The following is a 24,330-nucleotide window of genomic DNA, read 5'->3' as shown; positions in this document are numbered from 1 at the left end:
TCGCTCGCTTGGCTTGGTGACAACGGGCTGTGTCTCGTTGGCAGGTTTGTGGTCAAGGAGAAGCGGCTTCATTGCTTGTAACAGCGGCGCTGGTTTGCTCGCCTGCCAGTGGCTATAATGTCGCGCCAGCAGCTTTTTGTGCAGGGAGAAAAGGTTCCATTGTTTGTAACGGTGTCATTAATCTGCTAACCTGCCCACGTCACTAAACCTCCCCAACAGCTTTTCGATCAGGGAAAAGCGGCTCCATTGCTTGTAACGCTGGCAATTAATTCGCAAGCCTGCCCACGTTCCCATGCCTCGCCAGCAGCTTTGCGGTCAGACAGTAACAGCTCGATTGCCTGTAACGTCGGCAATCAATTTTGCTGTCGCAAGCCTGCCCACGCCTCTAAGCCCCGCCAGCAGCTTTGCAGTCAAACAGAAGCCGCTCTTGTTCCTGTAATGGCGGCACCAGATTCGCCGCCCCCTGACGACAACGAACTAAACCTCCCCAACAGCTTTGCGGTCAGGCAAAAACGGCTCCATTGCCTGCACGTACTTTTGACTGTGCACGGCAAATTCGGCGGTCAAGGGGGAGATCGTCTGCCAGTCGCGCACCGCGAGAACGACCTCGCGCCGGATCGGCGGGTCGAGCGGAATGGCGACGACCTTGGGCAGAACAGCGGGCATATACAGCTCCGGCATGATCGTGACGCCGATGTACTCCTGAACCATGGTCAAAATCGTGTACACTTCCCGGACTTCAAACGTAATCGCGGGCGTAATCGCGTTTTCCTGCAACATCTTTTTGATACACCCGTCTTTTGGCATGATAAAACAGCGATCGGCAATCTCGTCGAAGCGCAAAGTCGCCCGATCTTTCAGCGGATGCGTATCAGGCAAAATCACCATCATTTCGTCCAACAGCAGCGGCATCGTTTGCAGCTCGCGGCCCGGAATCGCGGTAAAAGCGATGTCCACCACCGAGCTGCTCATCCATTTGTCGATCTCGTCGCTGTCGCCTTCGAGCAGCATGATCTCCACCGCCGGGAACCGTTTGCGAAAGCTCCCGAGAAGTCCCGGCAAAAAGCGCGAAGCGACGCTCGGAATTGAGGCGATGCGCAAAGTACCGGACGCAAGCCCCCTCGCCAGATTGGCCTCTTCCGTCATGCAAGCGGTAATCGTCAAAATGTCGCGGGCATGCTGCAGCATCCGTTCGCCGATGCTCGTCGGAGTGATGCCGCTGCGACTGCGCAGAAACAGGCAGACGCCGAGTTCTTTTTCCAACGCCTGAATCATTTGCGACACAGCCGATTGCGTAAAACCGATTTCTTCCGCAGCGCGAGTAAAGCTGCCTGCCTTGGCTGCGGCGACCAGTACCTGAAGCTGAGTGAGCGTCATCATGGCTCATTCCTTTTCCATTAGTAAAATCTTATGGAATGTATTATAAAGCATTGTTTTACTGATAGAAAACCTCCCCGTATAGTAAAAGACGTAGCAAGACCAACAACGATTTGAAAAACGGGGAGGATTTTGGCATGCATCCTGAATGGCAACGAATTGCGAATGAATTTATCCAGGCTACATCGTATCGGCTGGGTGATCTGGAAAAGGGCTGGGCTGCCCGCTACGACTTTTCCAAACGGCCGCCGACCTATTTACAGTATGAAGAGGCGTTTGTGCGCATTCCTTTGGGCGAGCCCGACTTTCCAAGCTCCGGTGATTCGGCTGATTTGTGGGAGCTTCTGCAAAATCGCCGCTCCAAACGCAACTTTTTGCCCCAGCCGCTCAGCCTGAACGAGCTGAACTTGCTGCTCTGGGGCACGCAAGGCATCACGGCAGACATGGGAGACTACCAGCTGCGCACGACTCCTTCGGCAGGCGCTTTGTATCCGATCGAGACGTTTTTGCTGATCAACCATGTCGAAGGTTTGGAAAAAGGCTTGTATCATCTCGACGTGGAAAAATGGTGCCTGGAAGGCCTGAAAAAACAAGACGTGTCTGAAGTAGCCTATCAGCTTACAGAGGAGCAGGAGATGACGCGGCGCGCAGCCGTCAATTTTGTCTGGACGGCCAAAGTGGATCGGGTGCGGCATAAATACAACGAACGGGCTTACCGCTACATTTGGTGGGACTCCGGCCACACCGCGCAGAACCTGCATCTGGCAGCAAACGCTTTGGGACTTGGAGTCAGCACGGTCGGCCACTGGATGGATCACGATATGAACGAATTTTTGGGAATCGATGGCAAGGAGCATTTGTCCGTATTGATGGCGTCCGTCGGCAAAATCGCCGGAGGGCATTGGCTGGAGGAGCGGCGGCCGAAGTGATGGCGGAAAGCGGGATGGCTGAGGAGGCCATCCTTTTTTATGCAGAAGCAAAGTGCAGCCAACATGCTTTTCCCCTTGCTTTTCTCCCAGCCAAACGATAACATATGATACTGATAACCATTATCAGGATATAATTATGTCCGTCCAAAGAAGGTGAACGATGTGTCCATTGCCAAAGTCATTCGCGAGCGCCGCTCGATTAAAAAGGCTTATAAACCGGATGCCGTACCCGAACAACTCGTACTGGAACTGTTGAATGATGCTGTGTACGCACCGAATCACGGTTTGCGCGAGCCATGGCGCTTCTTGTTTGTGCCGACGGAGAACAAGGCCGCTTTTGTAGAGAAACTGATTACAGCCTATCCGGCCGAATCGCACGAGGCGCGCAGAGAAATGTACAACCAGCCGGCTGCTTACCTGATCGTCATTATGAAGGAAGACCCGCGCCAAAAACAGTGGGAGGAAGATTTCAGCGCCGTTTGCGCGTTGATTCAAAACTTTCAGCTGTTGGCCTGGGAGCGCGATTTGGGCGTTGTCTGGAAAACGAACGCGCACAACTGGGACCCGAAGGCTCACCAGCTGCTGGGCGTTGCGCCAGGCGAGAAAATCGTCGGCTTTTTGCACCTGGGCTTTTTCGACCAGGAAGACGTGCCGGAAGCTCGTCCGCGGACGAGAGCAGAAGAAAAGTTTACAAGATTTGAATAGCAGCAGCTATCTTCCTGTTCAGCAAAAGACGTGCAAAGCGAGGCCCACACAGGGTCTCGCTTTTTTGCATGCTGACGAAGCAGTCACCCTTCCCGCGAATATCCGGCAAAACTATCGCACAACGCTTGCCAGATCACGTCCACATCTTGGCCCACTGTTCGCCAGTTGCTGAAGGCGGCTCGAATTGCCGGGCTTCCTTGATAGTTCGTCGGGGTCATGAACACACGCCCATCCCGACTGAGCTGGTCGAGAAACCGAGTGATGTCATTCATAGTCAGTGGTTCTTCCGCACGCGTTTTCCTTTTCAACGAAAAGCACACGACATTCAGCCTGACGGGCGCGAGCAGTTCGAAGCTGTCGCTGCCCGCGATTTTTTCGCCCAACAGCCGGGCTACCTCGGCGTTTGATTCCACGATTTCTTTGTACCCAGCGCGTCCGTAAGCCTGCAAGCTGAACCAGGCGGGGAGGGCGCGGAAACGTCGGGAGTTTTCCGGAGTGAGATGAGCAAATTCGGGTTGGGCGATTGCGCTGCCCAAATACGCGGCGTTATTTTGGAAAACGTCTACCTGGAGCGACTTGTGCCGCGTGAACTGCATGGCGGAGTCGTACGGGACATTGAGCCATTTGTGCGCGTCGATGGTGATGGAGTCAGCGTGCTCCAAGCCGTTTACGAGATGGCTGAAGCGAGGGGAGCATGCCGCGAACCCGCCAAAAGCAGCGTCGACATGCAGCCAGAAAGCATAGTCGCTTTTCAGCCGGGCGATGGCCGCAAGATCGTCGTAGTCGACCGTGTTGACGGTTCCGGCATTGGCTACGACCACGCACGGCTCGTTGCGATGTTCCTCCAAAAAAGCGCGCAGCGCAGCGATGTCGATTGCTTCCCGGTTCGGCTGGCACGGGATCAAGTGCATGCTTTTTCTGCCGATGCCGAGCATGGAGAGAGATTTATAGATGCTGGAATGCGGAGCGCCACTGGCGATTTTGAGCGGAGGCAACTGGTACAGGCCATCGTTTGCCACGTCCACCCCTTGCTTGCGGGCAGCCCACTGCCTGGCTTGGGCCAGACCAACGAAATTCGCCATCGTCGCGCCGCTGACAAATGCTCCGCTGAAATCGTCCGGGAGCAGGAACAGCTCTCTGAGCATGGCGATCGTCTCCAGCTCCACGTAACCTGCGATCGAATCGGAAATCCCGGACAGGTTCTGGTCGTAAACGCTGACGAGCCAGTCGCCCGCGATGGAAGCCGGGGTCGCCCCGCCTGTGACGAATCCGAGGTAACGCGGCCCGGCGCTTGCGCTCAACTTTTTCGCATACAGCTGCTGAAACCGTTCCAATGCCTGCAAGCCCCCGCGGCCATCTGACGGCAACGACTCCACCGCTTCCGTTTTCGCTTGCGCAGCGACTGGCCGCTCTTCCAGTCCGGCAAAAAACTGGAGCGATTCCTGCACCACCCGATTCAAAAGGGCCGCCAAATCCTGCTGATCTGCTTGCATTTTGCTGACCATTGCCATCCACTCCCTCATCTTTTCTTCCAGTAAAGCAAACCGTTGTTATAACAGTACAGCTTGTGGTAAAACAGTTGGTAAGAAAGAGGGGGAACGGATGCATATTTCATTGGACAAAACCGGGAAAGAATCGTTGACCGTCCAAATCGCCCAAGCCGTGATCGAACGGATCAGCTCTGGGATGTACGAGGCGGGCGAGCTGTTGCCGTCTGTGCGCAAGCTGGCAAAAGAAATCGGGGTCAGCGTGTTGACGGTCATTCGCGCCTATAAAATCGTCGAGGAAAAAGGCTATGCCGTGACGCTGCATGGCAAGGGAACATACGTCAGGCGGCTGGAAAAAGCGGCTCCACCCGCTGCCAGTCACGACTACGAGTGGCAAGAGTCGTATTACGATTACGTGGGAAGGTCGATTTTCGGGCAGCAGACGCCGCGCGGGAGCCGTCTGCTTTTTCCTTTTCACTCTGCGACCTTGTCAAAAGAAGAGCACCTTCCGCTCGAAGCGCTGCAAAAGGCAACCGCTTTGGCAGCGCGTGATCCGCATACTTTTGCCGAATATTCCTCTCCACTCTGCGATCTGCCGCTGCGCGAGCATTTGGCGCATGCTTTTCAGCAAAGAGGCATACGCGTTACGGAAAGCGAGCTGATGGTGACGACGGGCTGCCAGCAAGGGATTGACCTCGTGGCTCGCACCTTCGCAGGGCCGGGCGACATCGTCATGGTGGAATCTCCGACGTACCCTGCTGCTTTGGATGCGTTTCGCTCGCGCGGGGCGACGATTTTGCCGATTCCTTGCGACAGCAGCGGAATCCGCATCGATCTGCTGACACGGATGTTCGACCAGCGGCCGCCCAAGCTGATCTACGTGATTCCGACCGGGCAAAATCCAACCGGAAAAATCATGAGCGAGCAGACGCGGAGAAGTTTGCTTGCGCTGGCTGAAAGTTTTCACTGCCTGATCGTCGAGGATGATCCGTGGTCAGAGCTGCATAACACGGCAACCATACCGCCAAGCATTTGCAGCATGGATCAAAACGGGCATGTCATCTATTTGAAAGGCTACAGCAAAGTGATTGCGCCTGGCTTGCGCATCGGCTGTCTGGTTGCCAGAGGGTCTGTCTTTTTGCGGCTGGCTAATGTCAAAGCGATCGCGGATTTGGCGACGCCGCTGTTCAATCAGCGCAGCTTCTATCATTTGTTGCAAACTGTATCAGACGAGCGTTACTTCGAGTCGGTTCGCGCCAAGATGAAGCGAAAAAAAGAGCGGGTGGACAAGCTTTTGCGGCAGCATGGCGGAGCCTCGCTCACATGGGAAGCGCCGCAGGCTGGCCCTAATTTTTGGCTGCAAACGAGTGCGAATACAGAGGCGCTGTCGCTTCTCGCCAAGCCGCACGGTCTGTCTTTTTTGCCGGGGGCAGCCTGTTTTACCGATTTGTCAGGAGGCGGGCATATCCGGATCGGCTTCGGCTCGGTCCCGGACGACAAGCTGGAGGAAGGCATTGCGCTTTTGTGCAGACTGATCGAAAAACAAGGAAAGGAACTGTACGAACCGGATGTGTTGTCATAAACCATCCTGCTCCTGGCAGTTCCTCTCTCCGGTCTTTTATTTAGGCTGATTGCTCAGATGCTCGTGAATCAGCTTCCAGTCGCCGTCTGCTGTCTTCGTAAACACGTTGGTGGCGCGGCCGCTTCCGGTGACGAACTGGCCGTTGTAGTAGCCCTCGTACTGGTACGTGTACAGACAGGTCGCACAATGCTGGTCTACCGCGATCCATTGCACATCGACAGCGGAATACACTTCTTCCTTGATCACATTCCAGGCATTCTCGAAGTAACGGCCGATTTCTTCAAGCGATGTGCAGGTCTTGTCCGAGAACCAGTAGACGGCATGTGGGTGCAAGACTTTTTCCACCTGGGAAAAGTCGTGTGTGTTCGTAGCGGCGATGTACTGTTCAAGCGCTTTTTGATAACCCATGGCGAAAATGACCTCCACAACAAAATTCAGGGAATTGTTCAACTATTATGTATTGTAGCGGATTTGGGAAAGGGGCACCAGCCCGCGAAAAAGCCACGAAAAAAAGCCCGCCCGATCTAGAAGGGGGCTATTCGGGCGGTAATGGAGGACGTAATGTCCATCGTAGGGTCTGACAATACCATCATAGACCGGACATGTTAAGGGAGAGTAGAGCCAGCATGAAGCATTTGTTAATTTTAGGCGAAAAGCGGGCGAGAAGGGCAAGCACCCGTTTTTTTTATTTTGCGAGTCAACTAGACAGGCATCCATGCGGACAGAGTTAGGTTGTCATAAGCTGAAAGGAAGCGCTGGCTTCTTTGCGAGTTTACGAGGTCAGTTTTGCTTGATGACGTGAGAAGAGAGGAGAGAAAAGCCATGGGATGCAGGCGCGGTGGTGGTTTCGGCTTCGGAGGTGGCGGGTTTTTTTGGATCATCCTCATCATTCTTCTGGTCACTTCTTTCTGGGATGACTAAGCACGGATAGACGTTAGCAAAAAAGACTCTGCCCGCTTTACTGCGTCGGCAGAGTCTTTTGCTTTACGCTTTCAGGTGCTGCAAAAACTGGCGAGTGCGCTCCTCGCGCGGCTGGGCGAACAGCTTGGCAGGAGTGTCGCGCTCCACGATTACGCCCTGATCCATGAAAATGACTTCGTCCGCCACCTCGCGGGCAAATCCCATCTCATGCGTGACGACGACCATCGTCATGCCTTCCTGGGCCAGCTCCTTCATGACCTTCAATACTTCGCCGACCAGCTCGGGATCGAGGGCGGAAGTCGGCTCGTCGAACAGCATGACTTGCGGGTCCATCGCCAGGGCGCGGGCGATTCCCACGCGCTGCTGCTGGCCGCCGGAGAGCTGCGCCGGGTAATGATCCAGCTTGTCTCCGAGACCTACTTTGGACAACAGCTTGGCTGCTTTCGCCCGCGCGCTGTCCTTGTCTGCCTTTTTGACAGTCACGGGACCTTCCATGACGTTTTCCAGCGCGGTCATATGCGGGAACAAATTGTAGCTTTGAAACACCATGCCTGTCTGTTTGCGCAGTCGCGGGATGCTTGAACGATCAACCTTTTGCGAAAAGTCGAGCTTGACTTCGCCGATTTGCACGCTGCCGCTGGTCGGTACTTCCAGTGCGTTCAGGCAGCGCAGCAGCGTCGTTTTCCCGGAGCCGGAAGGGCCGATGATGACGACGACCTTGCCTTTTTCCACCGTCAGCGAAATTCCTTTTAACACTTGCAAGTTGTGAAACTGTTTATGCAAATCCGTGATGGTAATCATCTGCGTTCACCTGCTTTTTAGACGTAGCGGTCCAGCTTGTTTTCGATCCGGTCTTGAATAAAGGAAAGGACAAAGCAAATCATCCAGTAGATGAGCGCGGCTTCCGAGTAGACAAGCAACGGCTCATAGGTCGAGGCGACGATTTCCTGTGCTTTGCGAAACATCTCGGGAACGAGAATGGCCGCGGCGAGCGACGTATCCTTGACCAGACTGATAAACGAATTGGACAGAGGGGGAACCGAAACGCGCGCTGCCTGCGGCAACACGACCCGGCGCAACGCTTGCCAGTACGTCATCCCGAGAGAGTAGGCGGCTTCCCACTGTCCTTTGTGAATGGACAGAATCGCGGCGCGCACGACCTCGGAGGAATAGGCGCCGACGCTGAGCGAGAAGCCGATGACGGCCGAAGGAAACGGATCGATCATGATTCCTACGCTCGGCAAACCGAAGAAAATGATGAAAAGCTGCACCAACAGCGGCGTTCCACGGATGAGCGATACATAAAAACGGGCAAGGCCAACCAGCGGCTTGATGCCGGACAGGCGGGCCAATGCGGTCAAAACAGCGATAATCAGGCCAAAGAAAAAGGAAACGATGGCAAGCGTCAAAGAATAGAGCAAGGCTCCTTTCAGCAGAGGCAGAAAGGAGCTTTGCGCGATATCGATCCATCGGTTCAGGCGTTCCGGGTTGTCAAAGAAGTTACTTAGAAACATCTGCACCAAACCATTTCTCGGAAATTTTTGCGAGTGTACCGTCTTTCGTCATGTCATCCAGCGCTTTGTTGAACGCTTCAACCAGCTCTGTGCTGCCTTTGCGGAAGAGGAACCCGTTTGTCGCTACATTCGGATCTTTGGCGACGATCTTGATTGGCGTATCAGGCTTTTGCTTCAGGAAGTCCAGCAAGGAAAGACCGTCGTTGATCGTAATGTCGACGCGCTTGGAAGTCAAAAGGTCGATCGCCTGGTTGAAACCCTCTACTCCGACGATTTCCGCTCCGTTTTTCTTCGCGATGTCGGTGAGGTTGCTCGTCAGCGTTTGCGCTGCTTTCAAGCCTTTAATATCTTCAAAGCCTTTTACCGTCGTGTTGTCCTTGTGAGTGACGAGCACTGCTGTCGATACGGTATACGGATTGGAGAAGTCGTATTTTTCCTGGCGGTCAGGGCGGATTCCGACCTGATTCGCTACGACGTCAAAGCGCTTGGAATCCAGTCCCGCGAACATGGCGTCCCACTGTGTCTCCTGGAACACTGGCTCAACGCCAAGGCGCTTGGCGACTTCGGTTACGACTTCGACGTCATATCCGGTCAGCTTGCCGGATTGATCGTGAAAGGTGAAGGGGGAGTAAGTACCCTCGGTACCAATCAAAATTTTTCCGTCCGCTTTGACTTTTTCCAGCAAGTTTTGCTCTTTTTTCTCTTCGCTGGCAGCTGGAGCAGGCGAAGCGTTGTTTTGTGGCGCCTGAGAGGAAGAGGAGCCGCAACCGGCCAAGGCGACCAGCAAAGCAGATGTGAGAACGGAAAACAATAGTTTTTTCATAAATGAAACCCCCACTAAACCGATATGATTTTTGTTAGGAACATACTAAAAGGGACAGACAATTTTGTCAATGAATGTTTACTTCGTGATATCTTCGCTGAACCATTTTTCCGAAATCGCCTTCAACGTGCCGTCTTTTTTCATCTCATCCAGCACCTTGTCAATCTCGGCGACCAGTTCTGTGCTGCCTTTGCGGAACAGGAAGGCGGTTGGCTGGCCTTTGTCGTTTTTAGTGACGATTTGGATTGGCGTATCCGGTTTTTGCTTCAAAAAGTCGAGCACGGACAAGTTGTCGTTGATAGCGACATCGACGCGTTTTTGCGCGATCAGGTCAATCGCCTGGTTAAAGTTGTCGACAGCGACGATCTCTGCCCCGTTCGAGCGGGCGAGGTCTGCGTAGTTGCTGGTCATGGACTGCCCGGCTTTCAAGCCTTTGATGTCTGCAAAACTTTTTAGCGTCGTATTGTCTTTGTGCGCGACGAGAACAGCGCGCGAGATCGTGTACGGCTGGGAAAAATCGTATTTTTCCTGACGGTCAGGGCGTATCCCTACCTGGTTGGCAACCACGTCAAAGCGCTTGGAATCCAGACCCGCAAACATGGCGTCCCATTGCGTTTCCTGGAAAACAGGCTCTACACCGAGCCGTTTGGCAACCTCGCTTACGACCTCCACGTCGTATCCGGTCAGTTTGCCGGACTGATCGTGGTATGTAAACGGCGAGTAAGTGCCTTCTGTCCCGATGACGAGCTTTTTCTCCGCTTTTACTTTTTCCAGCAAGCTTTGCGAAGCAGCTGGCGGTGTAGCGCTATCGGTTTGGGAAGGGGCGCCAGAGCTGCTGCAACCAACGATTCCTACCAACAGACAAGAGAGCAAAGTAGAGAAAACGACTTTTTTCATGATGATTAAATCCCCTTTATGCTGATCGAATTTCATGGATTCATAGTAGTAGCCTCATCGATCTTTGTCAATCATAAAAATATTTATTCCGATTTGTTTACTATGAATTTCTTGGTCTGCAAACGGTTCCTTTCTCAGGATTCTCCAATTGCCCTATCGCTATGTGCAGGAGCGTCAGAGGGCTTGCAAGTAGTGGTTGAGGTTGTGGGGGCAGATAGCGTACAATAAGTACGACCTTGGGCGTTTGCCCATTTTTTCGGACGAAACATCTTGATGCTTTGGGACAAAGACAACCATGAATGGATAAAAGGAGTCAATCAGCATGTTAAACGACTGGCGTATGTATACCGATGGCAGTGGAACGGAGCAGAAGCATGTAGCCTGGCACGAAGTATTGAAGGAAATCGCGCAGTTGAATGGCGAGAATCGCACGCTGGTGCATGCCGCATACGGTGACCACGTGGATTTGGTGGTGGCTGGCGGCAACAACGGCAAAGTGCTTGTCCAGTGGAAAGAGCACGAGCTAGGCGAGCAGCATTTTGTGCTGACGAATGGCGAGCAGAACGCGGTGATGGCATCGCTCGTGATTGAAGGCAGCGAAGCGGTGTTCCCGCTCTCCTGGTGCGTTCCGCTCGAACAAGCTGTTCCGCTTTGCGGGGATGTTTTGCGGACATGCGATAAAGGCGAGCCGGCAAATTTGCAATGGCTCCCGATCGAAATGTAAGCGGGGGACGGTGCGATGGAATTTCAGACGTTGCAGCAATCCGTACTCATCATGGCCGTCATCATCGGCATTGGTAGCCTGATCGGTTACCGACAGCCGTTGACGGCCGATTCGCGGCAGCTCGTCATTACGATCATTATCAACGTGGCGATGCCCTGCATCATTTTGGACGGGATTTTTCAAACCCAGATCGATAACCAGCTTTTGGTGCAAATTTTTGCAATATTCGTCATTTCGATTGTGTTGAACTGTTTGGGCATCCTGCTCGGCTGGGCAGGAGCGAGGACATTGCCGTTGCCTGCCAAAAAGCGCAGGGAAATCGCGATCTTGTCTGGCCTCGGCAACACGGGCTTTATCGGTCTGCCGCTGTGCGCAGCGCTGTTCGGGCCAAAAGGTGCGCTCCTGGCTGCCATTTTTGACGCTGGCGTCGACGTCGTGCTGTGGACAGTCGGGGTCATGATGCTCCAGGAAAAAGGCTCGTTTTCGCTCAAAGGGCTGAAAACGCTGATCAACATCCCGATGATTGCCATCGTGTTCGGGCTTGGTTCCGCGCTGATCGGCTTTGCCCCGCCTGAGCCAGTCAAGCACCTGTTTGGCACGCTGGCCAAACTGGCTTCGCCGCTCGCCATGATGTATATCGGGATGCTGCTCCCGCTGTTTTTGCGCAGCAAGCCGCAAGTATCATTGCCGCTGCTTGGCATGCCGCTTGCTTTCAAGCTGTTTGTCTTTCCGCTTTTGACGGCGCTGCTGCTCTCCGTGTTTTCGCTGGACAGCGATATCGTCAGTGTGACATTGGTACAGGTGGCCATGCCGACTTTGACGCTCGCCTCGATTTTGTTTGGACGCTACAAGGCAGATGAGGAAATGGGCGCGATGACGACCGTCTTTTCGACGTTGCTGGCGCTTTTGACGATTCCGGCTGTTGTGCTGATGAGCAACTGGCTGTTGCACTAATTTGTTTTTTCCATGGACAACCGGTCTGCTTCCTGGTCAGGCCGGTTGTTCTTTTCGTGGCAAGAGCACTGAAACGAATAAGACCTGAGGTAAGTCTAACAAGATAGAAGATAGAATGAATCCCGGCAAAAAGGAATGGAGGAACGAAGATGAACAAAAAAGCATGGCTGATTGCAGCCCTCAGCCTCCAGCTTGTGTCCGTCTACTCGGTGGCGGCAGCGACAAGCGGGAGCCAGGCACAGACGGCAACGATTTCCGTAGATGGAAAAGCGGCGGCTTTGCAAAAACAGGCCGTTTTGCATCAGCAAAAAACGTACGTACTGGCCCAAGATGCAGCGAGCATCCTGAAAGCGAAGTGGACGCTGCAAGGACAAACAGGGCAGATGAAAGTCGGCAACCATACGATCGCCTACCAGCTGGATTCCGGAGCGGTGACGGTTGACGGCAAGGCGGTTCAAGGTGGCGAAGCAGCGCTGCTTCGCGGCAAAGACGTGTATGTGCCGCTGAGGTGGCTAGTGGAGCAGGCAGGCCAAAAGATTGCCTGGAATGCCGAGAAAAGGGCGGTGGAGATTGTGTCATCCGGACAAAATGATTCGTTCGTCCTCGTGGATGAAAAGCAGTTGACCGAAGCAGAGCAGGAGTTCGTCGAGTCCGTCAAAGGCAAGCAAGGCATTCACCAACAGGGAGACTTGTACGTGATCGCGCGCGGCCAATCTCCTCACCCCGGTTACGGCCTGCAAGTCACGAAGGTGCAGCAGAGCTGGGAGCAGCTTTTGGTCTACGTGAAATTGACAGAGCCAGTTCCAGGGATGATGTATCCGCAAGTGATCACCTATCCGTACTTGACGGCAAAAGTGAAGCTCCCGCCGTACAACACGATTGTGTTCATCGATGCCGATACGAACAAACCATTGTTTGAAGGGACGCAAAGCAACCAATAAGCAGCCGTTTCTTTTGCTGACTGCCCCTTGTTTTTCGCTCGCAGCTGTACTATGATGGTGGATAAGATTTACCTAATCCTTGGGAATGGAGGTGTGTGTACGTGTTCGGAACCGTTCAGGCGTGGTTTGTGGTAGAAACTTCCAGTATGACGCATGATTTTTCTTTCAACGGGACCAGTCTGCCCATTTTTGCGCATACAACTGAACGAAGTTTCCATAGGCGTACCATGCATCGACCAGGGACGGTTTGTTCTTGTCAATAATGGGTGACTGATTCGGGCAGCATTTTTGGCTGACGATATCTTCCCCTCGCGATGCCGCAGGTAATGGCCTGCGGCTTTTTTGCGTCCATTTTTGCCTTTTGGCAGACAGATGGCATATGGGGGCAAAAATCGCCGGGGCCGGCCAGGAAAGACCATTATGTTGAACCGTACCACATACCAGGGAGGAAAAAATCATGATTATCGTCGCAACTACCCAATTACAAAAATCGTACGGAGCCGATCCGGTTTTGCAAGATATTACGTTGGAAATAAAAGCGGGCGAGCGGGTAGGAATCGTCGGCCCAAACGGTGCGGGCAAGACGACCTTGTTCAAACTGCTGGCAGGCATCGAAAGTCCGGACTCAGGCGAGCTGTACCGGGCAAAAGGAACGGTGTGGGCGTATTTGCCGCAATCCCCGCAGTATCCGCAGGAGTGGACGGGGCGAGATGTGGTGGCGAGCGCTTTTGCTGAAGTTCGCCACATTCAGGAGCAGATGCGCGAGCTGGAAAGCCAGATGGCGCTGCTCTACGAGGACGAAGCGGCGTTGAATCGGCTGATGCAGCGTTACCAGAAGTTGCAAGACGAATTTGAGCAGCAGGATGGCTACCAGTGGGAGACGCGTATGACTCAGGTCGTGCAAGGATTGGGAGTAAGCGAAGAGCTGCTCGCTACGCCGTTTGCCCAACTGAGCGGAGGGGAGAAAACGAAGGCGGGGCTTGCCAAGCTTTTGTGCCAAAAGAGCGATGTTCTGCTGCTGGATGAGCCGACGAACCATCTGGACGTGGAGTCGATGGAGTGGCTGGAGCAATTTTTGCAGAGCTATTCGGGAACGGTGCTGATTATTTCCCACGACCGCTATTTCCTGGATGCAGTCGTTACTTCTGTCTACCATGTGGACGGCGGGGAAGCGGAGTTTTACATCGGAAACTACAGCGCCTTTGCCACCGAGCGGGAGGAGCGTTTGCTGCGGCAGTTTGCCGCCTACCAGGAGCAGCAGAAAAAGATCAAAAAAATGAAAGAGACGATCAAGCGGCTAAAAGAGTGGGGCAATCGCTCCAACCCGCCAAACGAGGCGTTTCACCGTCGGGCGAAAAGCATGGAAAAAGCGCTGGCCCGGATCGAACGCATCGAGCGGCCAAAAATGGAAGCGGACCGGATGGGGCTGCAATTCAAAAAGACAGACCGCAGCGGCCAGGACGTGCTGATCGTAACAGACGTGCACAAGACGTACGGCGGAAAGCAGCTGTTTGCAGACGCCAGCTTGCTGCTTCGTTTCGGGGAGCGCAAAGCACTGCTCGGGCCAAACGGCTGCGGGAAGTCCACGTTGATCCGCATGCTTTTGGGAGAGACAGAGCCGGATGCAGGCAGGCTCGCAATCGGCAGCAGCGTCAAAGTCGGATATCTCTCGCAGCAAGCGTTGGAAGGAGATCAAAACCAGCGGCTGATCGAAGCGTTCCGCGATGTCGCGAAAGTGACGGAAGCAGAGGCGAGACATTTGCTGGCGAAGTTTCTGTTTTACGGCGAGCATGTGTTCAAAAAGGTCAGCCAGCTGAGCGGTGGCGAGCGAATGCGTTTGCGCCTGGCCCAGTTGATGCATCAGGACATCAACCTGCTCATTCTCGACGAACCGACGAACCATCTCGATATTGAAGCGCGGGAAACGCTGGAGGAAGCGCTCGCCGATTTCCACGGCTCGCTGTTCATTGTTTCCCACGACCGCTATTTCCTGCAAAAAATGGTAGACGGCGTTTTCTGGGTGGAAGACAAGCGGATCGTGCATGACGTAGGCACGTATGAAGAGGCGAGAACCAAGCAAAAGGAACGTTCGCAGAAGAGGGCGGACAGACTTGCGGGGGAAGCAAAAGCCAAGCCAGCAGCAAAGCCAAAGCCAAAGCCAAAGCCAAAGCCAAAGCCAAAGCCGCCAGAGCCTAAGCGGGAAGTGGTAGCCACAGAAGCAGCGCCAAAACGCCCGAACACTTACAAGCTGTCTGAGCTGGAACAGCGAATTGCCAAGCTGGAAGAGAAAAAGGCGAGCTTGACCGGGCTGCTTTCCCAAGCAGAGACGGACTATCAGCAACTGGCTGCTTGGCAAACAGAAATCGAGCACGTCCAGCAAGAAATCGATGACTGCTACGTCGCCTGGGTGAGCATGCAGGAAGTGTAAGGCAGGCGGCAAGTGCGTCGATTTGGAAAAGGTTAGAGACTATGTTCATAAAAAAGGCAGCAACAGTCGTCAATAAGACTGTTGCTGCCTCGCTTTTTGCCTGGCGATGTGACTAGGCTTGAATGATTGGCTCCGGGTTCAGCAGTCCTCACCGACGCCTCAAGATCGAACTTTCGGCTGCTGTTCCAGCTCTTGCCTATGGCTCTAAGCTTGCACCGTCGGCTCCGGGTCCGGCAACCGCCGATGGCTCAACTGGAACCAGAGCAGAATCAGCACCATCAGGACGCCGCCGAGGAAAAACGGGCCGCTGTGCGAAAAGGTGTAGACGGCGCCGCCAGCCAGCGGGCCGAGAATGCGACCAAGGCTGTCCATCGAGCTGATCGCTCCGCTTGTGATCCCCTGGCCTTCCGTTGTTCGCTGCGTAATCATCGCGGTGGCAGTTGCGCGAATCATGCCTTGGCCCGCGCCGAACAAAGACAGAATCAAAGCGAGTACCCAAAAGTTTCCCGACAGCGGAATGGCGAAAAAGCCGATCCCGTAAAAAATCATCCCCACGGTGAGAATGGCCGCTTCCCCGAACTGCTTGACCAGGCGGCCGATCAAGCCGCCCTGCACACAGGCTGCAATGATGCCCATGACGAGGAACATGTAGCCGAGGTCTTTGGATGTGAAGCCGTACAAGTCATGGATGTACAGGGCAAAAGTCGTTTCCAGACCGGAAAAGGCAAACGACACGACGAACAAAATGCCGTACAAAAGAGACAGGGAGCCAAAGAGCGAGACCAGCGGGTTTTGACTGGCTTCTTTTCGCAGGCTCGTCCGCTTTTCCTTCGGCAAGCTTTCCGGCAACGCATAAAGAATGAAGAAAAACGTCAGCAGCGCGACAAGCCCCGAAGCGTAAAACGGAACGGCAAAGCCGTAGCCGCTGAGCAGGCCGCCTATGACAGGGCCGAATACAAAGCTGAGCCCGATGCCCGCGCCGACGACCCCCATCCCTTTTGCTCGCTCTTCGGTTGGGAGCAAATCGGCAACCATCGCCGTTACAGTCGGCAACGCGGCAGCAGAGACGATTCCGCCCAGAATGCGGTAAACGAGCATTTCCGTATAGCTTTCCGCCATTCCGAACAGGATAAACGTCACGGCAAAGCCGAGTAGCCCGAAAGAAACGAGCGGCTTGCGCCCGATCCGGTCCGACAGAGTTCCCCAAACGGGTGCAAACAACAGCTGCATAATATTGTAGCTGGCGAACAGAACGCCGATCTGAAAAGAGGTCGCACCCAGTTTTTCTGCAAAAAAGGGAAGGATGGGAATGATAATACCGAATCCGAGCATGGTCAAAAATGCGACGAAGAACAAGAGGGCAAGATGCTTCTTCTTCACAACAAATTACCTCGTTTCACACAAAAATCATCACTATCAGTTGCTTGCATTTTCCACCTTACGTGAACGAACTGTCGAAGTCAAGCGAGCGGCGTGGGCAGCCGTGCACTTCTCGTGCTATAATGGAAAAGAAAGAAGAATCGTTTGGCAAGTTGTCTAGTATATATCCATGAGGTGTTTGTGATCATGTCTACTGCAATGCTGTACTACCTGGCCTGGCATGAAGATGATTGGCTGGATGAGGTTCTCGACCGTTTTCCGGAAGTGAACGCGATGGTGCCTACTGCAAAAACGTTTGAACTGATTGCCGGACAACGGGAGTCAAAGGAAGTGGAACGCGCGGTACTCGTTCTGAATGCGGCACAGGAGCAGGACAGATGCCGCGAATTTTTGCGTCTGTGCCAGGAGCACCCGGAGCTTTCCAAAGATCCGCTCTATCTTGTCGGATTGAAACCGGATGAGGAGGAGGCGTGGAAAGAGGCGTATCCGTATGCGAAGATCATCGTTATTACCGGCTTTGCTGTCGAGTTTGACTACGATGCCGTCCTCGCGAGGATGGAAATCGATCTGGAGGGAGCCTATTGAAAGCCAACCCCAATGATTTCGATTTAAAGGCGTTTCTGCACCGCTTCGGCTTGTTCATCTACACGGGGGACCCGGTGGGGGATCTGTTGCTGATAGAAGACGAAATTCGCGAGTTGTACGAACTGAATGTGATTGAAAAAGAAGAGTTTATGGAGGCCATGTCAGCTGTGCACAGCAAGCGCAAAGCGATGGAAGCCCGATAAACCAGGGACAGGCGTGTTTATCTGCCGTTTTGCGACGCGGCGATGATAAGCGCGTTTTTTGTTTTGTGCGCCTGTTCACACCCGTGCCGCTCTCTTAAGAAATTCTTCAGGATTCCTTTTAGAAAACTTAAGGCATTCTCTCTCTTTTAGAAAGGTTTACCCGCTACGATAGAAGCAGGGAATCGGAGAGGGGGAGCGGCTGTGGAGCAGGCGAGTTTTGCAATCATGTTTCATTCGTTATGGAAACAATTTTTTTGGCAGCTTTTACCCGATGAGATGTCAGTGATCGGCTTTGGCGCACGAATGGCGCATGTGGACACCGGGTTTTTGGTTGTGTATGCAGCGGTGTTTGCGGCTGTGAGCGCGGGAGTGGGGGCTGGCTATCTGGTGAGTGCCTGGCTGGGAGCGCCCGTATTGGCAAAATGGGCAGGCAAGCGTTGGCACAAGCACGTCAGGCTCATGGACTGGGAGCAAGAATACATGGGCTGGGTGCTGGCAATCAGCATGTTTATTCCGGTGATTCGCCATATCGTGCCAATCGTCGCGGGCTTGTATCGGATGCCGCTCAGACAGTTTGTAGCTTTCTTTTTACCGAGCACGTTTGTCTGGACGCTGCATTATTTTCTCATGGGCTACTGGTTTGCCGCTGAGCTGGATGTGATGCTTGCAGGCGTGTCTTCCTACAGCAAAATTACGTTGACGACGGTAGCGCTGGCAGCCGCTGTCTACATGGTGATTCGCCAGTACATACGACTGCGTTGCTTTATGCTTCCTGCCGACTCGCAGGAAAGCGGGGATTGCTCTCAACAATTGAAAAAGGAGCCGACTGCCTGAGCGAAGAGCTTGCAGGTACAGTTGGCTCCTTTTTCAATTGGCGGCGTGTGCAGAGGAAGCTTCCCAGCCGAAGCTGTCAAACCACTCATTCCTTCTGTAATTGGAGATGGCTTGTCTCACATAGGGAATCATATTGTCGGGCAGCTTGTCGAGGTCGACCCAAATCAGTTCGTCGCACTTGTCAGGCTCGGCGTTGACGATCTCGCCCTGCCAGTTACGCGCGGCGACGAAAAAGTCGATGCGCTCGTCAAAAGACCGTCTGTGCATGACTCCTGCAAGCGAAAGGTCCGCTGGTGCGAGGTCGATCCCGCACTCTTCCTTGGCCTCGCGAATGGCTGCTGCCTTGACTTCTTCATTGCCGTCCAGATGTCCGGCCGGAACGCTGTAGTTTCCGTCTTCATATCCGGTATTGTAACGGCGAAGCAATAAAATTTCCTGTCCGCGCAGCAAAAACAGGTGCACGGCAACTGGCATCGTAAAGTAGTTTCGCATGACGAGGTTCCTTTCTCAATGCTCTTCGGGACGATGATTTTCGGCCGCTTTTCTGCGCAGTTTTTCCCGGTTTTTCTTCAGGGCAGGGGAACTGCTCATCGCTGCGAACAGCATGCCGAAACCGGCGATGGCCAAAACAATTCCAATGATGAGGTAGAGCGTAGAAGACATTCGAAAAAGACCTCCTTATTCTATGAAAGCAAGCATGAATCTGACTTTGAACTGTGCTATAATGGCACAGTGTGTTTTACCCGATACTAGGTATGATTTTATAGAAAAGCACAGGGAGGATTTCGCGAGATGACTCAGCATACGTCTGTCGATCAGCTATCCATTAACACCATCCGCACGCTGGCTATTGATGCCATCGAAAAAGCAAATTCCGGCCACCCGGGAATGCCGATGGGCGCTGCCCCAATGGCTCATGTTCTGTGGAGCCGTTTCATGAAAGTAAATCCAAGCAATCCGCAATGGATCGACCGCGACCGTTTTGTCTTGTCTGCGGGACATGGCTCTATGCTATTATACTCGATGTTGCATTTGATGAAATACGATGTTTCTCTGGAAGACCTACATAACTTCCGCCAGTGGGGCAGCAAAACGCCTGGCCATCCGGAGTTCGGACATACGGCTGGTGTTGACGCAACGACTGGACCGCTGGGACAAGGGATCGCGATGGCGGTCGGTATGGCCATGGCGGAAAAACATATGGCAGCTGTCTACAACCGCGACAAGTTTGACATCGTGAACCACTACACGTATGTCATCTGCGGCGACGGCGACCTGATGGAGGGCGTATCCAGCGAGGCTTCTTCCCTGGCTGCTCACCTGAAACTGGGCAAAATGATCGTGCTGTACGATTCGAACGATATCTCGCTGGACGGCGAACTGTCCCGGTCGTTCTCGGAAAATGTGGCAGGACGCTACCAAGCGTACGGCTGGCAATATTTGCGCGTAGAAGACGGAAACGATCTGGCAGCGATTGATGCCGCTATCGCTGAAGCGAAAAAAGATCTGGATCGTCCTACGCTGATCGAAGTCAAAACCGTCATCGGCTACGGCAGCCCGAACAAAGGCGGCTCCAGCGCTTCCCACGGCGCACCGCTCGGCAAAGATGAAGTGAAGCTGACAAAAGCAAACTACGAGTGGTCGCATGACCAAGAGTTCCACGTTCCTGCGGAAGTGGCTGACTTCTACGCAGGACTGGCAGAAGCGGGCGAAAAAGCGGAAGCGGCATGGCGTGACCTGTTTGCCGAGTACGCCAAAGCATATCCAGACCTGGCTGCGCAATTCACGACAGCACAGGAAGGCCACCTGCCAGCAGGCTGGGATGCCAACATGCCGGTATACGAAGCAGGGGCGAAGCTGGCAACCCGCGTCGCTTCCGGAAACGCAATCAATGCACTGGCAACATCCGTGCCGTTTTTCCTCGGCGGTTCCGCAGACCTGGCTCACTCCAACAACACGGTGATCAAAGAAGCGGGCAACTTCCTGCCAGGCTCCTACGATGGCCGCAACATCTGGTTTGGTGTTCGCGAGTTCGCCATGGGGGCAGCACTCAACGGTATGGCTCTGCACGGTGGGGTAAAAGTATACGGCGGTACGTTCTTCGTCTTCTCTGACTACGTGCGTCCGGCTATCCGCCTGTCTGCTCTGATGAAACAGCCGGTTGTGTACGTGTTCACGCACGACTCCATCGCTGTAGGGGAAGACGGCCCGACTCACGAGCCGATCGAACAATTGGCGTCCTTGCGCGCGATGCCAGGACTGACCATTATGCGTCCGGCTGATGCCGTAGAGACAAACGAAGCTTGGAAATACGCTGTTTCCCGCACAGACGAGCCAGTCGTACTTGTTTTGACTCGCCAAAACTTGCCAGTCTTGCCAGAGACCATCGAGAAAGCGGAAGCAGGCGTGAGCAAAGGGGCATATGTGCTCGCAGACGCTCCAAGCGGCAATCCGCAACTGATCTTGCTCGCTACCGGCTCCGAAGTATCCTTGGTGATGCAAGCGCGTGAAGAGCTGCTCTCCCGCGGAATCGAGGCACGCGTCGTGTCCATGCCAAGCTGGAACCTGTTCGAGCGTCAGCCGCAAGAGTACCGCGATGCGGTCATTCCTCCGACAGTAAAAGCGCGTGTAGCAGTAGAGATGGGCTCTCCTATGGGCTGGGAACGTTATGCTGGAGATGGCGGAAAAGTGATCGCGATCAACCAGTTCGGCGCCTCCGCACCTGGCGACCGCATCATGCGCGAATACGGCTTCACCGTAGAAAATGTAGTGGCTACAGCAGAAGGGCTGCTCAAATAAATTGCCTTTGCTTCATAAGAAAAGCCTATCTCTCACAAGGAGATAGGCTTTTCCAGTGACAAAACCGAAACAGTGTGGAATGATAGACACGTGCCAAAAGGGAGAAACTTTTTTCAAAAGCATCCGTCTATATAAGATGCGGGGGAGAGAGAAAACCAGGAGGTAAGAAATGGCAACAAAGGCCAAGAAGAAAGTCAGGAAGAAAAAGAACAACTTGCTGATGATTGCCGTAGGATTCGCCGTCTTTCTCATCTTGAGCGTCATCGGGGGATACTTTTCCCTGTTGTACGCGGGAGACCGGATGATTGCGGAAAACGAACAGAAGCTGAAAGACTTGAAAGCAGAACCAACGGTCATATATGACAAAAACGGTGAAGAGATGACGAGTCTGATTCGTCAAAAAAACCGTGAATACAAACCGATCAACGAAGTGCCCAAAGTGTTGATTGACGCATTCCTTGCTGTCGAGGACAAACGGTTTTACGAGCACAAAGGCGTCGATATGGTACGGATCGGCGGAGCTATCATCAATGACATTAAAAAAGGTTCATTGGCTGAAGGGGGAAGCACGATCACCCAGCAGCTTGCCAGAAACGTTTTCCTCAACCTGGACCAAACGTTTTGGCGCAAGACCAAAGAGATGAGCATTGCGATCGGACTGGAGCGCCGTTATTCCAAGGATCAGATTTTGGAAATGTATCTCAACCGCGTGTACTTGGGTGAAGGGGAGTTCGGGATCGAGGACGCTTCGAACTACTACTTCGGAATGTCCGTCAGCTCTGATAAATTTACGGTTGCCAAAGCAGCGATGCTCGCAGCAATTCCGAAAGCGCCGACGACGTACTCGCCGTTCAACAACCCAGAGAAGGCGAAGCTGCGGCGCGATACGGTCATTCGCCTGATGTACGAGCAAGGCATTATTACCGAGGCACAAAAAAATGAAGCGCAGGCGGAGGCATTGCCTACCGAGCCGACAGAGACGGCTGGAGCGAGCCTGAAAAAAGGCTACCGCGCTTTCTTCGACCATATGGTGGACGAAGCGGAAGCAAATTACGGCGTGACGGAGGAAGAGTTGTACCGTGGCGGCTGGCACGTCTATACGACCTTCGATCCGAAAGTACAGGATGCGATGATCGCGGAGTACGCCAACGCGAAAAACTTCCCGAAAGACGGCGCAAAACGCGGCGTCGAGTCCGCGATGATTGTCGTGGATGCGAAAAACGGCGGGATTGCCGGAATGATGGGCGGCCGCAACTACGCCGCAAAAGGCTTTAACTACGCGACCGACATGAAGCGTCAGCCAGGTTCCAGCTTCAAGCCGCTGGCGGTGTACGCGCCTGCGGTTGATATGGACGGCAGAAAATGGGGGCCGAACTCTTCCCTCAGCAACAAAAAGCAAAGCTTCAACGGCTATGAGCCGCGCAACTACAACAACAAATACAGCGAAACGGTGAGCATGAACCGCGCCCTGATCGACTCGCTCAACGTGCCTGCTGTTTGGCTGTTAAATGAAATCGGAGTCAATAACGGGCTGGATTACCTGAAAAAATTCGGCGTCGACCTGGCGCCGGAGGACCGCAACCTGGCCATCGCCCTCGGCGGTCTTAGCCAAGGGACGTCTCCGTTGAAAATGGCGCAGGCGTACACGACTTTTGTCAACGGCGGGGTTATGTCGGAAGCGCACACGATTGCCAAAATCGAGAACAAGAGCGAAGGCGTCGTTCGTGAATACGAAGACAAGCAAACGCAAGTGCTTAAGCCGCAGGCGGCGTGGACGGTTCACACGATGCTGGAGCGGGCGGTTCAGGAAGGGACGGGGAAAGCTGCCCGAATCTCTGGCCGTCATGTAGCCGGAAAAACCGGGACGACCCAATCGATTGCCGGAGACAGCGGTGTGAACAAAGACGCCTGGTTTGTCGGCTATACGCCAGAATACGTCGGAGCGGTCTGGATGGGCTTCGATCCCGAGGACAAACAGCATCTGATGCGTCAGGGAAGCAGCTTGACGGCGCAAATGTTTTCCAAAGTGCTCGCAGCAGGTCTGAAGGGCGTGAAGGCGACAGATTTCCAACCGCCAGCAGGTGCCGTCGAAGAACAGCCGGAAGAAGAGACAGTGCAGCCGCTGCAACTGGCAGCAGACCTGACTATGGAAAACAACCAGATGAAAGTAGTCTTGAGCTGGATTGGCGGTTCTCCTGATTACACGTATGACGTCTACCGCGTCAAGCAAAATGACGAGCGCGTGCTGATCGCTTCCGGCTTGAAGGATACGACTTATGTCGATGTGCTGGATGATCCGAACCAGTATCGCTATGTGGTGGTTCCGCGCAACGCCCAGGGCGAGGAGCAGACTCCTTCCCCGATCACCAAGATTAACATGCAAAATCTGGAGAACCTGATTAACGACGGAGAAGAGCACCACGAGGACGGCAACAATCAGGGACAAAATCCGGATGAAAACAATAACGGCGACGGCGACGGCTCTGTGACGATTCCGCCGAATTTCGGCGGCGGCGACAACCAGGGCAACAACAGCAACAACGGCAACAACGGCAACAACGGCGGACAGCCGAACGGTCAGAATCCGAATCCGGGCCAGGGCAATACGGGCAACCCGGGAAATCCTGGAGAGATTCCGCCTGATATCGCCAATCCGGGAGCAAACCAGCCGGGGGGAGTTTCTGACGGCAGCCAGCAGCCAGTACAGCCTGTAGACGGCGGCCAACAGCAGCCGCCAGCAAATGGAACAAACGGCGGCTGAGCGGCATAGGATAGACAACTCGACAGATTCAGCTATTTGCACATCTTCTTTCGCGTGGTACAATACCAGTAAATCGGGAGACAGGGGGGACAGTCCATGTCTGACTTCGCACAAAGAGATTTGCCCACTTTTTTCAAGGAACAACTTAGCCGAGCCAAAGTGAATTTTGAGCGAGCTCTCGACTGTAAACATACCGATTTTGACGACCTGTACCCATATATGAACGAGCAGCCACAGTTTTTCTGGTACAAACGCTACGTCGCTTGGTCAGAGCTGTTGACTGTCGTGCGGTTGGCGGAGGAATTAGGCGTCGAATGGACAGAAGATTTCAGTGAGCAGCAGGTGGAGTTTATCAAAGGCAAGGTTCTGCAAGGCAAAGTGCTCGACTACTGGAATCCGGAAGAAGAACAGGAAGAAACGATCAGTCAGTTGGAAGAAGAAAAATAAGACCAAATACAAGTAGCGCGTTCCCGCTTGGGGAGCGCG

The 24,330-nt window shown here is 53.8% G+C and carries 23 protein-coding genes; 13 read left to right on the top strand and 10 right to left on the bottom strand.

What is annotated here, in order from left to right:
- Nucleotides 1-477 precede the first annotated feature (477 nt).
- Nucleotides 478-1,380 carry a LysR family transcriptional regulator gene (locus NST23_RS20525; protein ID WP_229049725.1) on the bottom strand — a complete coding sequence of 301 codons (903 nt, stop codon included), beginning with the start codon at nt 1,378-1,380 and terminating at the stop codon, nt 478-480.
- Nucleotides 1,381-1,514: 134 nt separating this feature from the next.
- Here NST23_RS20525 and NST23_RS20520 point away from each other — a divergent pair, with 134 nt between their 5' ends.
- Nucleotides 1,515-2,306, top strand: a complete 792-nt coding sequence (locus NST23_RS20520; RefSeq protein WP_242774859.1) for a SagB/ThcOx family dehydrogenase — start codon at nt 1,515-1,517, stop codon at nt 2,304-2,306.
- Between the two features lie 162 nt (nt 2,307-2,468).
- The gene (locus tag NST23_RS20515; protein ID WP_122963892.1) at nt 2,469-3,011 is read left to right on the top strand and encodes a nitroreductase family protein; all 543 of its coding nucleotides are present in this window, start codon (nt 2,469-2,471) and stop codon (nt 3,009-3,011) included.
- A gap of 83 nt (nt 3,012-3,094) precedes the next feature.
- On the opposite strand, the gene NST23_RS20510 is transcribed toward NST23_RS20515, so the two are convergent.
- Nucleotides 3,095-4,522 carry a pyridoxal phosphate-dependent decarboxylase family protein gene (locus NST23_RS20510; RefSeq protein WP_340964482.1) on the bottom strand — a complete coding sequence of 476 codons (1,428 nt, stop codon included), beginning with the start codon at nt 4,520-4,522 and terminating at the stop codon, nt 3,095-3,097.
- A gap of 91 nt (nt 4,523-4,613) precedes the next feature.
- Between NST23_RS20510 and NST23_RS20505 the strand changes: the two genes are divergently transcribed.
- Nucleotides 4,614-6,080 (top strand): aminotransferase-like domain-containing protein, encoded by a 1,467-nt coding sequence (locus tag NST23_RS20505; protein WP_173596834.1) that lies wholly within the window; start codon nt 4,614-4,616, stop codon nt 6,078-6,080.
- Between the two features lie 36 nt (nt 6,081-6,116).
- Here the strand turns inward: NST23_RS20505 and NST23_RS20500 are convergent, their stop codons facing one another.
- The 5 genes from NST23_RS20500 to NST23_RS20480 all read right to left on the bottom strand — a co-directional run bounded on the left by NST23_RS20500 (nt 6,117) and on the right by NST23_RS20480 (nt 10,235).
- The gene (locus NST23_RS20500) at nt 6,117-6,488 is read right to left on the bottom strand and encodes a YybH family protein (RefSeq protein ID WP_122963894.1); all 372 of its coding nucleotides are present in this window, start codon (nt 6,486-6,488) and stop codon (nt 6,117-6,119) included.
- Between the two features lie 576 nt (nt 6,489-7,064).
- Nucleotides 7,065-7,802 carry an amino acid ABC transporter ATP-binding protein gene (locus tag NST23_RS20495; RefSeq protein ID WP_122963895.1) on the bottom strand — a complete coding sequence of 246 codons (738 nt, stop codon included), beginning with the start codon at nt 7,800-7,802 and terminating at the stop codon, nt 7,065-7,067.
- 17 nt (nt 7,803-7,819) lie between these two features.
- The gene (locus NST23_RS20490) at nt 7,820-8,515 is read right to left on the bottom strand and encodes an amino acid ABC transporter permease (RefSeq protein WP_173596835.1); all 696 of its coding nucleotides are present in this window, start codon (nt 8,513-8,515) and stop codon (nt 7,820-7,822) included.
- The gene (locus tag NST23_RS20485; protein WP_173596836.1) at nt 8,502-9,338 is read right to left on the bottom strand and encodes an amino acid ABC transporter substrate-binding protein; all 837 of its coding nucleotides are present in this window, start codon (nt 9,336-9,338) and stop codon (nt 8,502-8,504) included. The genes NST23_RS20490 and NST23_RS20485 overlap by 14 nt, the downstream gene beginning before the upstream one ends.
- A gap of 78 nt (nt 9,339-9,416) precedes the next feature.
- The gene (locus NST23_RS20480; protein ID WP_122963898.1) at nt 9,417-10,235 is read right to left on the bottom strand and encodes an amino acid ABC transporter substrate-binding protein; all 819 of its coding nucleotides are present in this window, start codon (nt 10,233-10,235) and stop codon (nt 9,417-9,419) included.
- A 322-nt stretch (nt 10,236-10,557) separates the two neighbouring features.
- Between NST23_RS20480 and NST23_RS20475 the strand changes: the two genes are divergently transcribed.
- From NST23_RS20475 to abc-f, 4 genes are all read left to right on the top strand, one after another.
- On the top strand, nt 10,558-10,959 hold the full coding sequence (locus tag NST23_RS20475; protein ID WP_340964479.1) for a hypothetical protein: 402 nt from the start codon (nt 10,558-10,560) through the stop codon (nt 10,957-10,959).
- A 15-nt stretch (nt 10,960-10,974) separates the two neighbouring features.
- Nucleotides 10,975-11,913, top strand: coding sequence for an AEC family transporter (locus NST23_RS20470; protein ID WP_122963900.1), 939 nt, complete (start codon nt 10,975-10,977; stop codon nt 11,911-11,913).
- Nucleotides 11,914-12,062: 149 nt separating this feature from the next.
- Complete coding sequence (locus tag NST23_RS20465) at nt 12,063-12,854, top strand: stalk domain-containing protein (RefSeq protein WP_340964477.1); 792 nt, start codon at nt 12,063-12,065, stop codon at nt 12,852-12,854.
- 457 nt (nt 12,855-13,311) lie between these two features.
- Complete coding sequence (gene abc-f / locus NST23_RS20460; RefSeq protein ID WP_340964474.1) at nt 13,312-15,282, top strand: ribosomal protection-like ABC-F family protein; 1,971 nt, start codon at nt 13,312-13,314, stop codon at nt 15,280-15,282.
- A gap of 204 nt (nt 15,283-15,486) precedes the next feature.
- Here abc-f and NST23_RS20455 read toward each other — a convergent pair whose 3' ends face one another.
- A complete protein-coding gene (locus tag NST23_RS20455) occupies nt 15,487-16,662 on the bottom strand; it encodes an MFS transporter (RefSeq protein WP_122963903.1) in 1,176 nt (391 codons plus the stop codon).
- A 186-nt stretch (nt 16,663-16,848) separates the two neighbouring features.
- Here NST23_RS20455 and NST23_RS20450 point away from each other — a divergent pair, with 186 nt between their 5' ends.
- The 3 genes from NST23_RS20450 to NST23_RS20440 all read left to right on the top strand — a co-directional run bounded on the left by NST23_RS20450 (nt 16,849) and on the right by NST23_RS20440 (nt 18,284).
- On the top strand, nt 16,849-17,247 hold the full coding sequence (locus NST23_RS20450; protein ID WP_063228007.1) for a hypothetical protein: 399 nt from the start codon (nt 16,849-16,851) through the stop codon (nt 17,245-17,247).
- Nucleotides 17,244-17,450, top strand: coding sequence for a YqgQ family protein (locus tag NST23_RS20445; RefSeq protein ID WP_063228008.1), 207 nt, complete (start codon nt 17,244-17,246; stop codon nt 17,448-17,450). The genes NST23_RS20450 and NST23_RS20445 overlap by 4 nt, the downstream gene beginning before the upstream one ends.
- Nucleotides 17,451-17,651: 201 nt before the next feature.
- Nucleotides 17,652-18,284 carry a DedA family protein gene (locus NST23_RS20440; RefSeq protein WP_229049723.1) on the top strand — a complete coding sequence of 211 codons (633 nt, stop codon included), beginning with the start codon at nt 17,652-17,654 and terminating at the stop codon, nt 18,282-18,284.
- Between the two features lie 33 nt (nt 18,285-18,317).
- On the opposite strand, the gene NST23_RS20435 is transcribed toward NST23_RS20440, so the two are convergent.
- Together NST23_RS20435 and NST23_RS20430 are read right to left on the bottom strand one after the other, a co-directional pair.
- Nucleotides 18,318-18,776 carry an NUDIX hydrolase gene (locus NST23_RS20435; protein WP_173596840.1) on the bottom strand — a complete coding sequence of 153 codons (459 nt, stop codon included), beginning with the start codon at nt 18,774-18,776 and terminating at the stop codon, nt 18,318-18,320.
- 15 nt (nt 18,777-18,791) lie between these two features.
- Nucleotides 18,792-18,947, bottom strand: a complete 156-nt coding sequence (locus NST23_RS20430) for a hypothetical protein (protein WP_167470275.1) — start codon at nt 18,945-18,947, stop codon at nt 18,792-18,794.
- A 129-nt stretch (nt 18,948-19,076) separates the two neighbouring features.
- Between NST23_RS20430 and tkt the strand changes: the two genes are divergently transcribed.
- From tkt to NST23_RS20415, 3 genes are all read left to right on the top strand, one after another.
- Nucleotides 19,077-21,083 (top strand): transketolase, encoded by a 2,007-nt coding sequence (gene tkt, locus NST23_RS20425; RefSeq protein ID WP_122963906.1) that lies wholly within the window; start codon nt 19,077-19,079, stop codon nt 21,081-21,083.
- A gap of 169 nt (nt 21,084-21,252) precedes the next feature.
- Nucleotides 21,253-23,844, top strand: coding sequence for a transglycosylase domain-containing protein (locus NST23_RS20420; RefSeq protein ID WP_340964472.1), 2,592 nt, complete (start codon nt 21,253-21,255; stop codon nt 23,842-23,844).
- A 96-nt stretch (nt 23,845-23,940) separates the two neighbouring features.
- Nucleotides 23,941-24,291 (top strand): hypothetical protein, encoded by a 351-nt coding sequence (locus tag NST23_RS20415; RefSeq protein ID WP_122963908.1) that lies wholly within the window; start codon nt 23,941-23,943, stop codon nt 24,289-24,291.
- Nucleotides 24,292-24,330 lie beyond the last annotated feature (39 nt).

The sequence above is a fragment of the Brevibacillus sp. FSL K6-0770 genome (genome assembly GCF_038000275.1).
GTDB lineage: Bacteria > Bacillota > Bacilli > Brevibacillales > Brevibacillaceae > Brevibacillus > Brevibacillus parabrevis.
The sequence above is the reverse complement of the archived record's forward strand: the minus strand, read 5'-3'. Positions and strand labels throughout refer to the sequence as shown.

Bases quoted from the DNA above. Each gene is read 5' to 3' on its own strand.
- NST23_RS20500 (WP_122963894.1), bottom strand. From the start codon at position 6,488: ATGGGTTATCAAAAAGCGCTTGAACAGTACATCGCCGCTACGAACACA.
- NST23_RS20430 (WP_167470275.1), bottom strand. From the start codon at position 18,947: ATGTCTTCTACGCTCTACCTCATCATTGGAATTGTTTTGGCCATCGCC.
- NST23_RS20480 (WP_122963898.1), bottom strand. From the start codon at position 10,235: ATGAAAAAAGTCGTTTTCTCTACTTTGCTCTCTTGTCTGTTGGTAGGA.
- NST23_RS20505 (WP_173596834.1), top strand. From the start codon at position 4,614: ATGCATATTTCATTGGACAAAACCGGGAAAGAATCGTTGACCGTCCAA.
- NST23_RS20485 (WP_173596836.1), bottom strand. From the start codon at position 9,338: ATGAAAAAACTATTGTTTTCCGTTCTCACATCTGCTTTGCTGGTCGCC.
- NST23_RS20470 (WP_122963900.1), top strand. From the start codon at position 10,975: ATGGAATTTCAGACGTTGCAGCAATCCGTACTCATCATGGCCGTCATC.
- NST23_RS20495 (WP_122963895.1), bottom strand. From the start codon at position 7,802: ATGATTACCATCACGGATTTGCATAAACAGTTTCACAACTTGCAAGTG.
- NST23_RS20510 (WP_340964482.1), bottom strand. From the start codon at position 4,522: ATGGCAATGGTCAGCAAAATGCAAGCAGATCAGCAGGATTTGGCGGCC.
- NST23_RS20520 (WP_242774859.1), top strand. From the start codon at position 1,515: ATGCATCCTGAATGGCAACGAATTGCGAATGAATTTATCCAGGCTACA.
- tkt (WP_122963906.1), top strand. From the start codon at position 19,077: ATGACTCAGCATACGTCTGTCGATCAGCTATCCATTAACACCATCCGC.
- abc-f (WP_340964474.1), top strand. From the start codon at position 13,312: ATGATTATCGTCGCAACTACCCAATTACAAAAATCGTACGGAGCCGAT.
- NST23_RS20420 (WP_340964472.1), top strand. From the start codon at position 21,253: ATGGCAACAAAGGCCAAGAAGAAAGTCAGGAAGAAAAAGAACAACTTG.
- NST23_RS20525 (WP_229049725.1), bottom strand. From the start codon at position 1,380: ATGATGACGCTCACTCAGCTTCAGGTACTGGTCGCCGCAGCCAAGGCA.
- NST23_RS20465 (WP_340964477.1), top strand. From the start codon at position 12,063: ATGAACAAAAAAGCATGGCTGATTGCAGCCCTCAGCCTCCAGCTTGTG.
- NST23_RS20475 (WP_340964479.1), top strand. From the start codon at position 10,558: ATGTTAAACGACTGGCGTATGTATACCGATGGCAGTGGAACGGAGCAG.
- NST23_RS20415 (WP_122963908.1), top strand. From the start codon at position 23,941: ATGTCTGACTTCGCACAAAGAGATTTGCCCACTTTTTTCAAGGAACAA.
- NST23_RS20435 (WP_173596840.1), bottom strand. From the start codon at position 18,776: ATGCGAAACTACTTTACGATGCCAGTTGCCGTGCACCTGTTTTTGCTG.
- NST23_RS20490 (WP_173596835.1), bottom strand. From the start codon at position 8,515: ATGTTTCTAAGTAACTTCTTTGACAACCCGGAACGCCTGAACCGATGG.
- NST23_RS20450 (WP_063228007.1), top strand. From the start codon at position 16,849: ATGTCTACTGCAATGCTGTACTACCTGGCCTGGCATGAAGATGATTGG.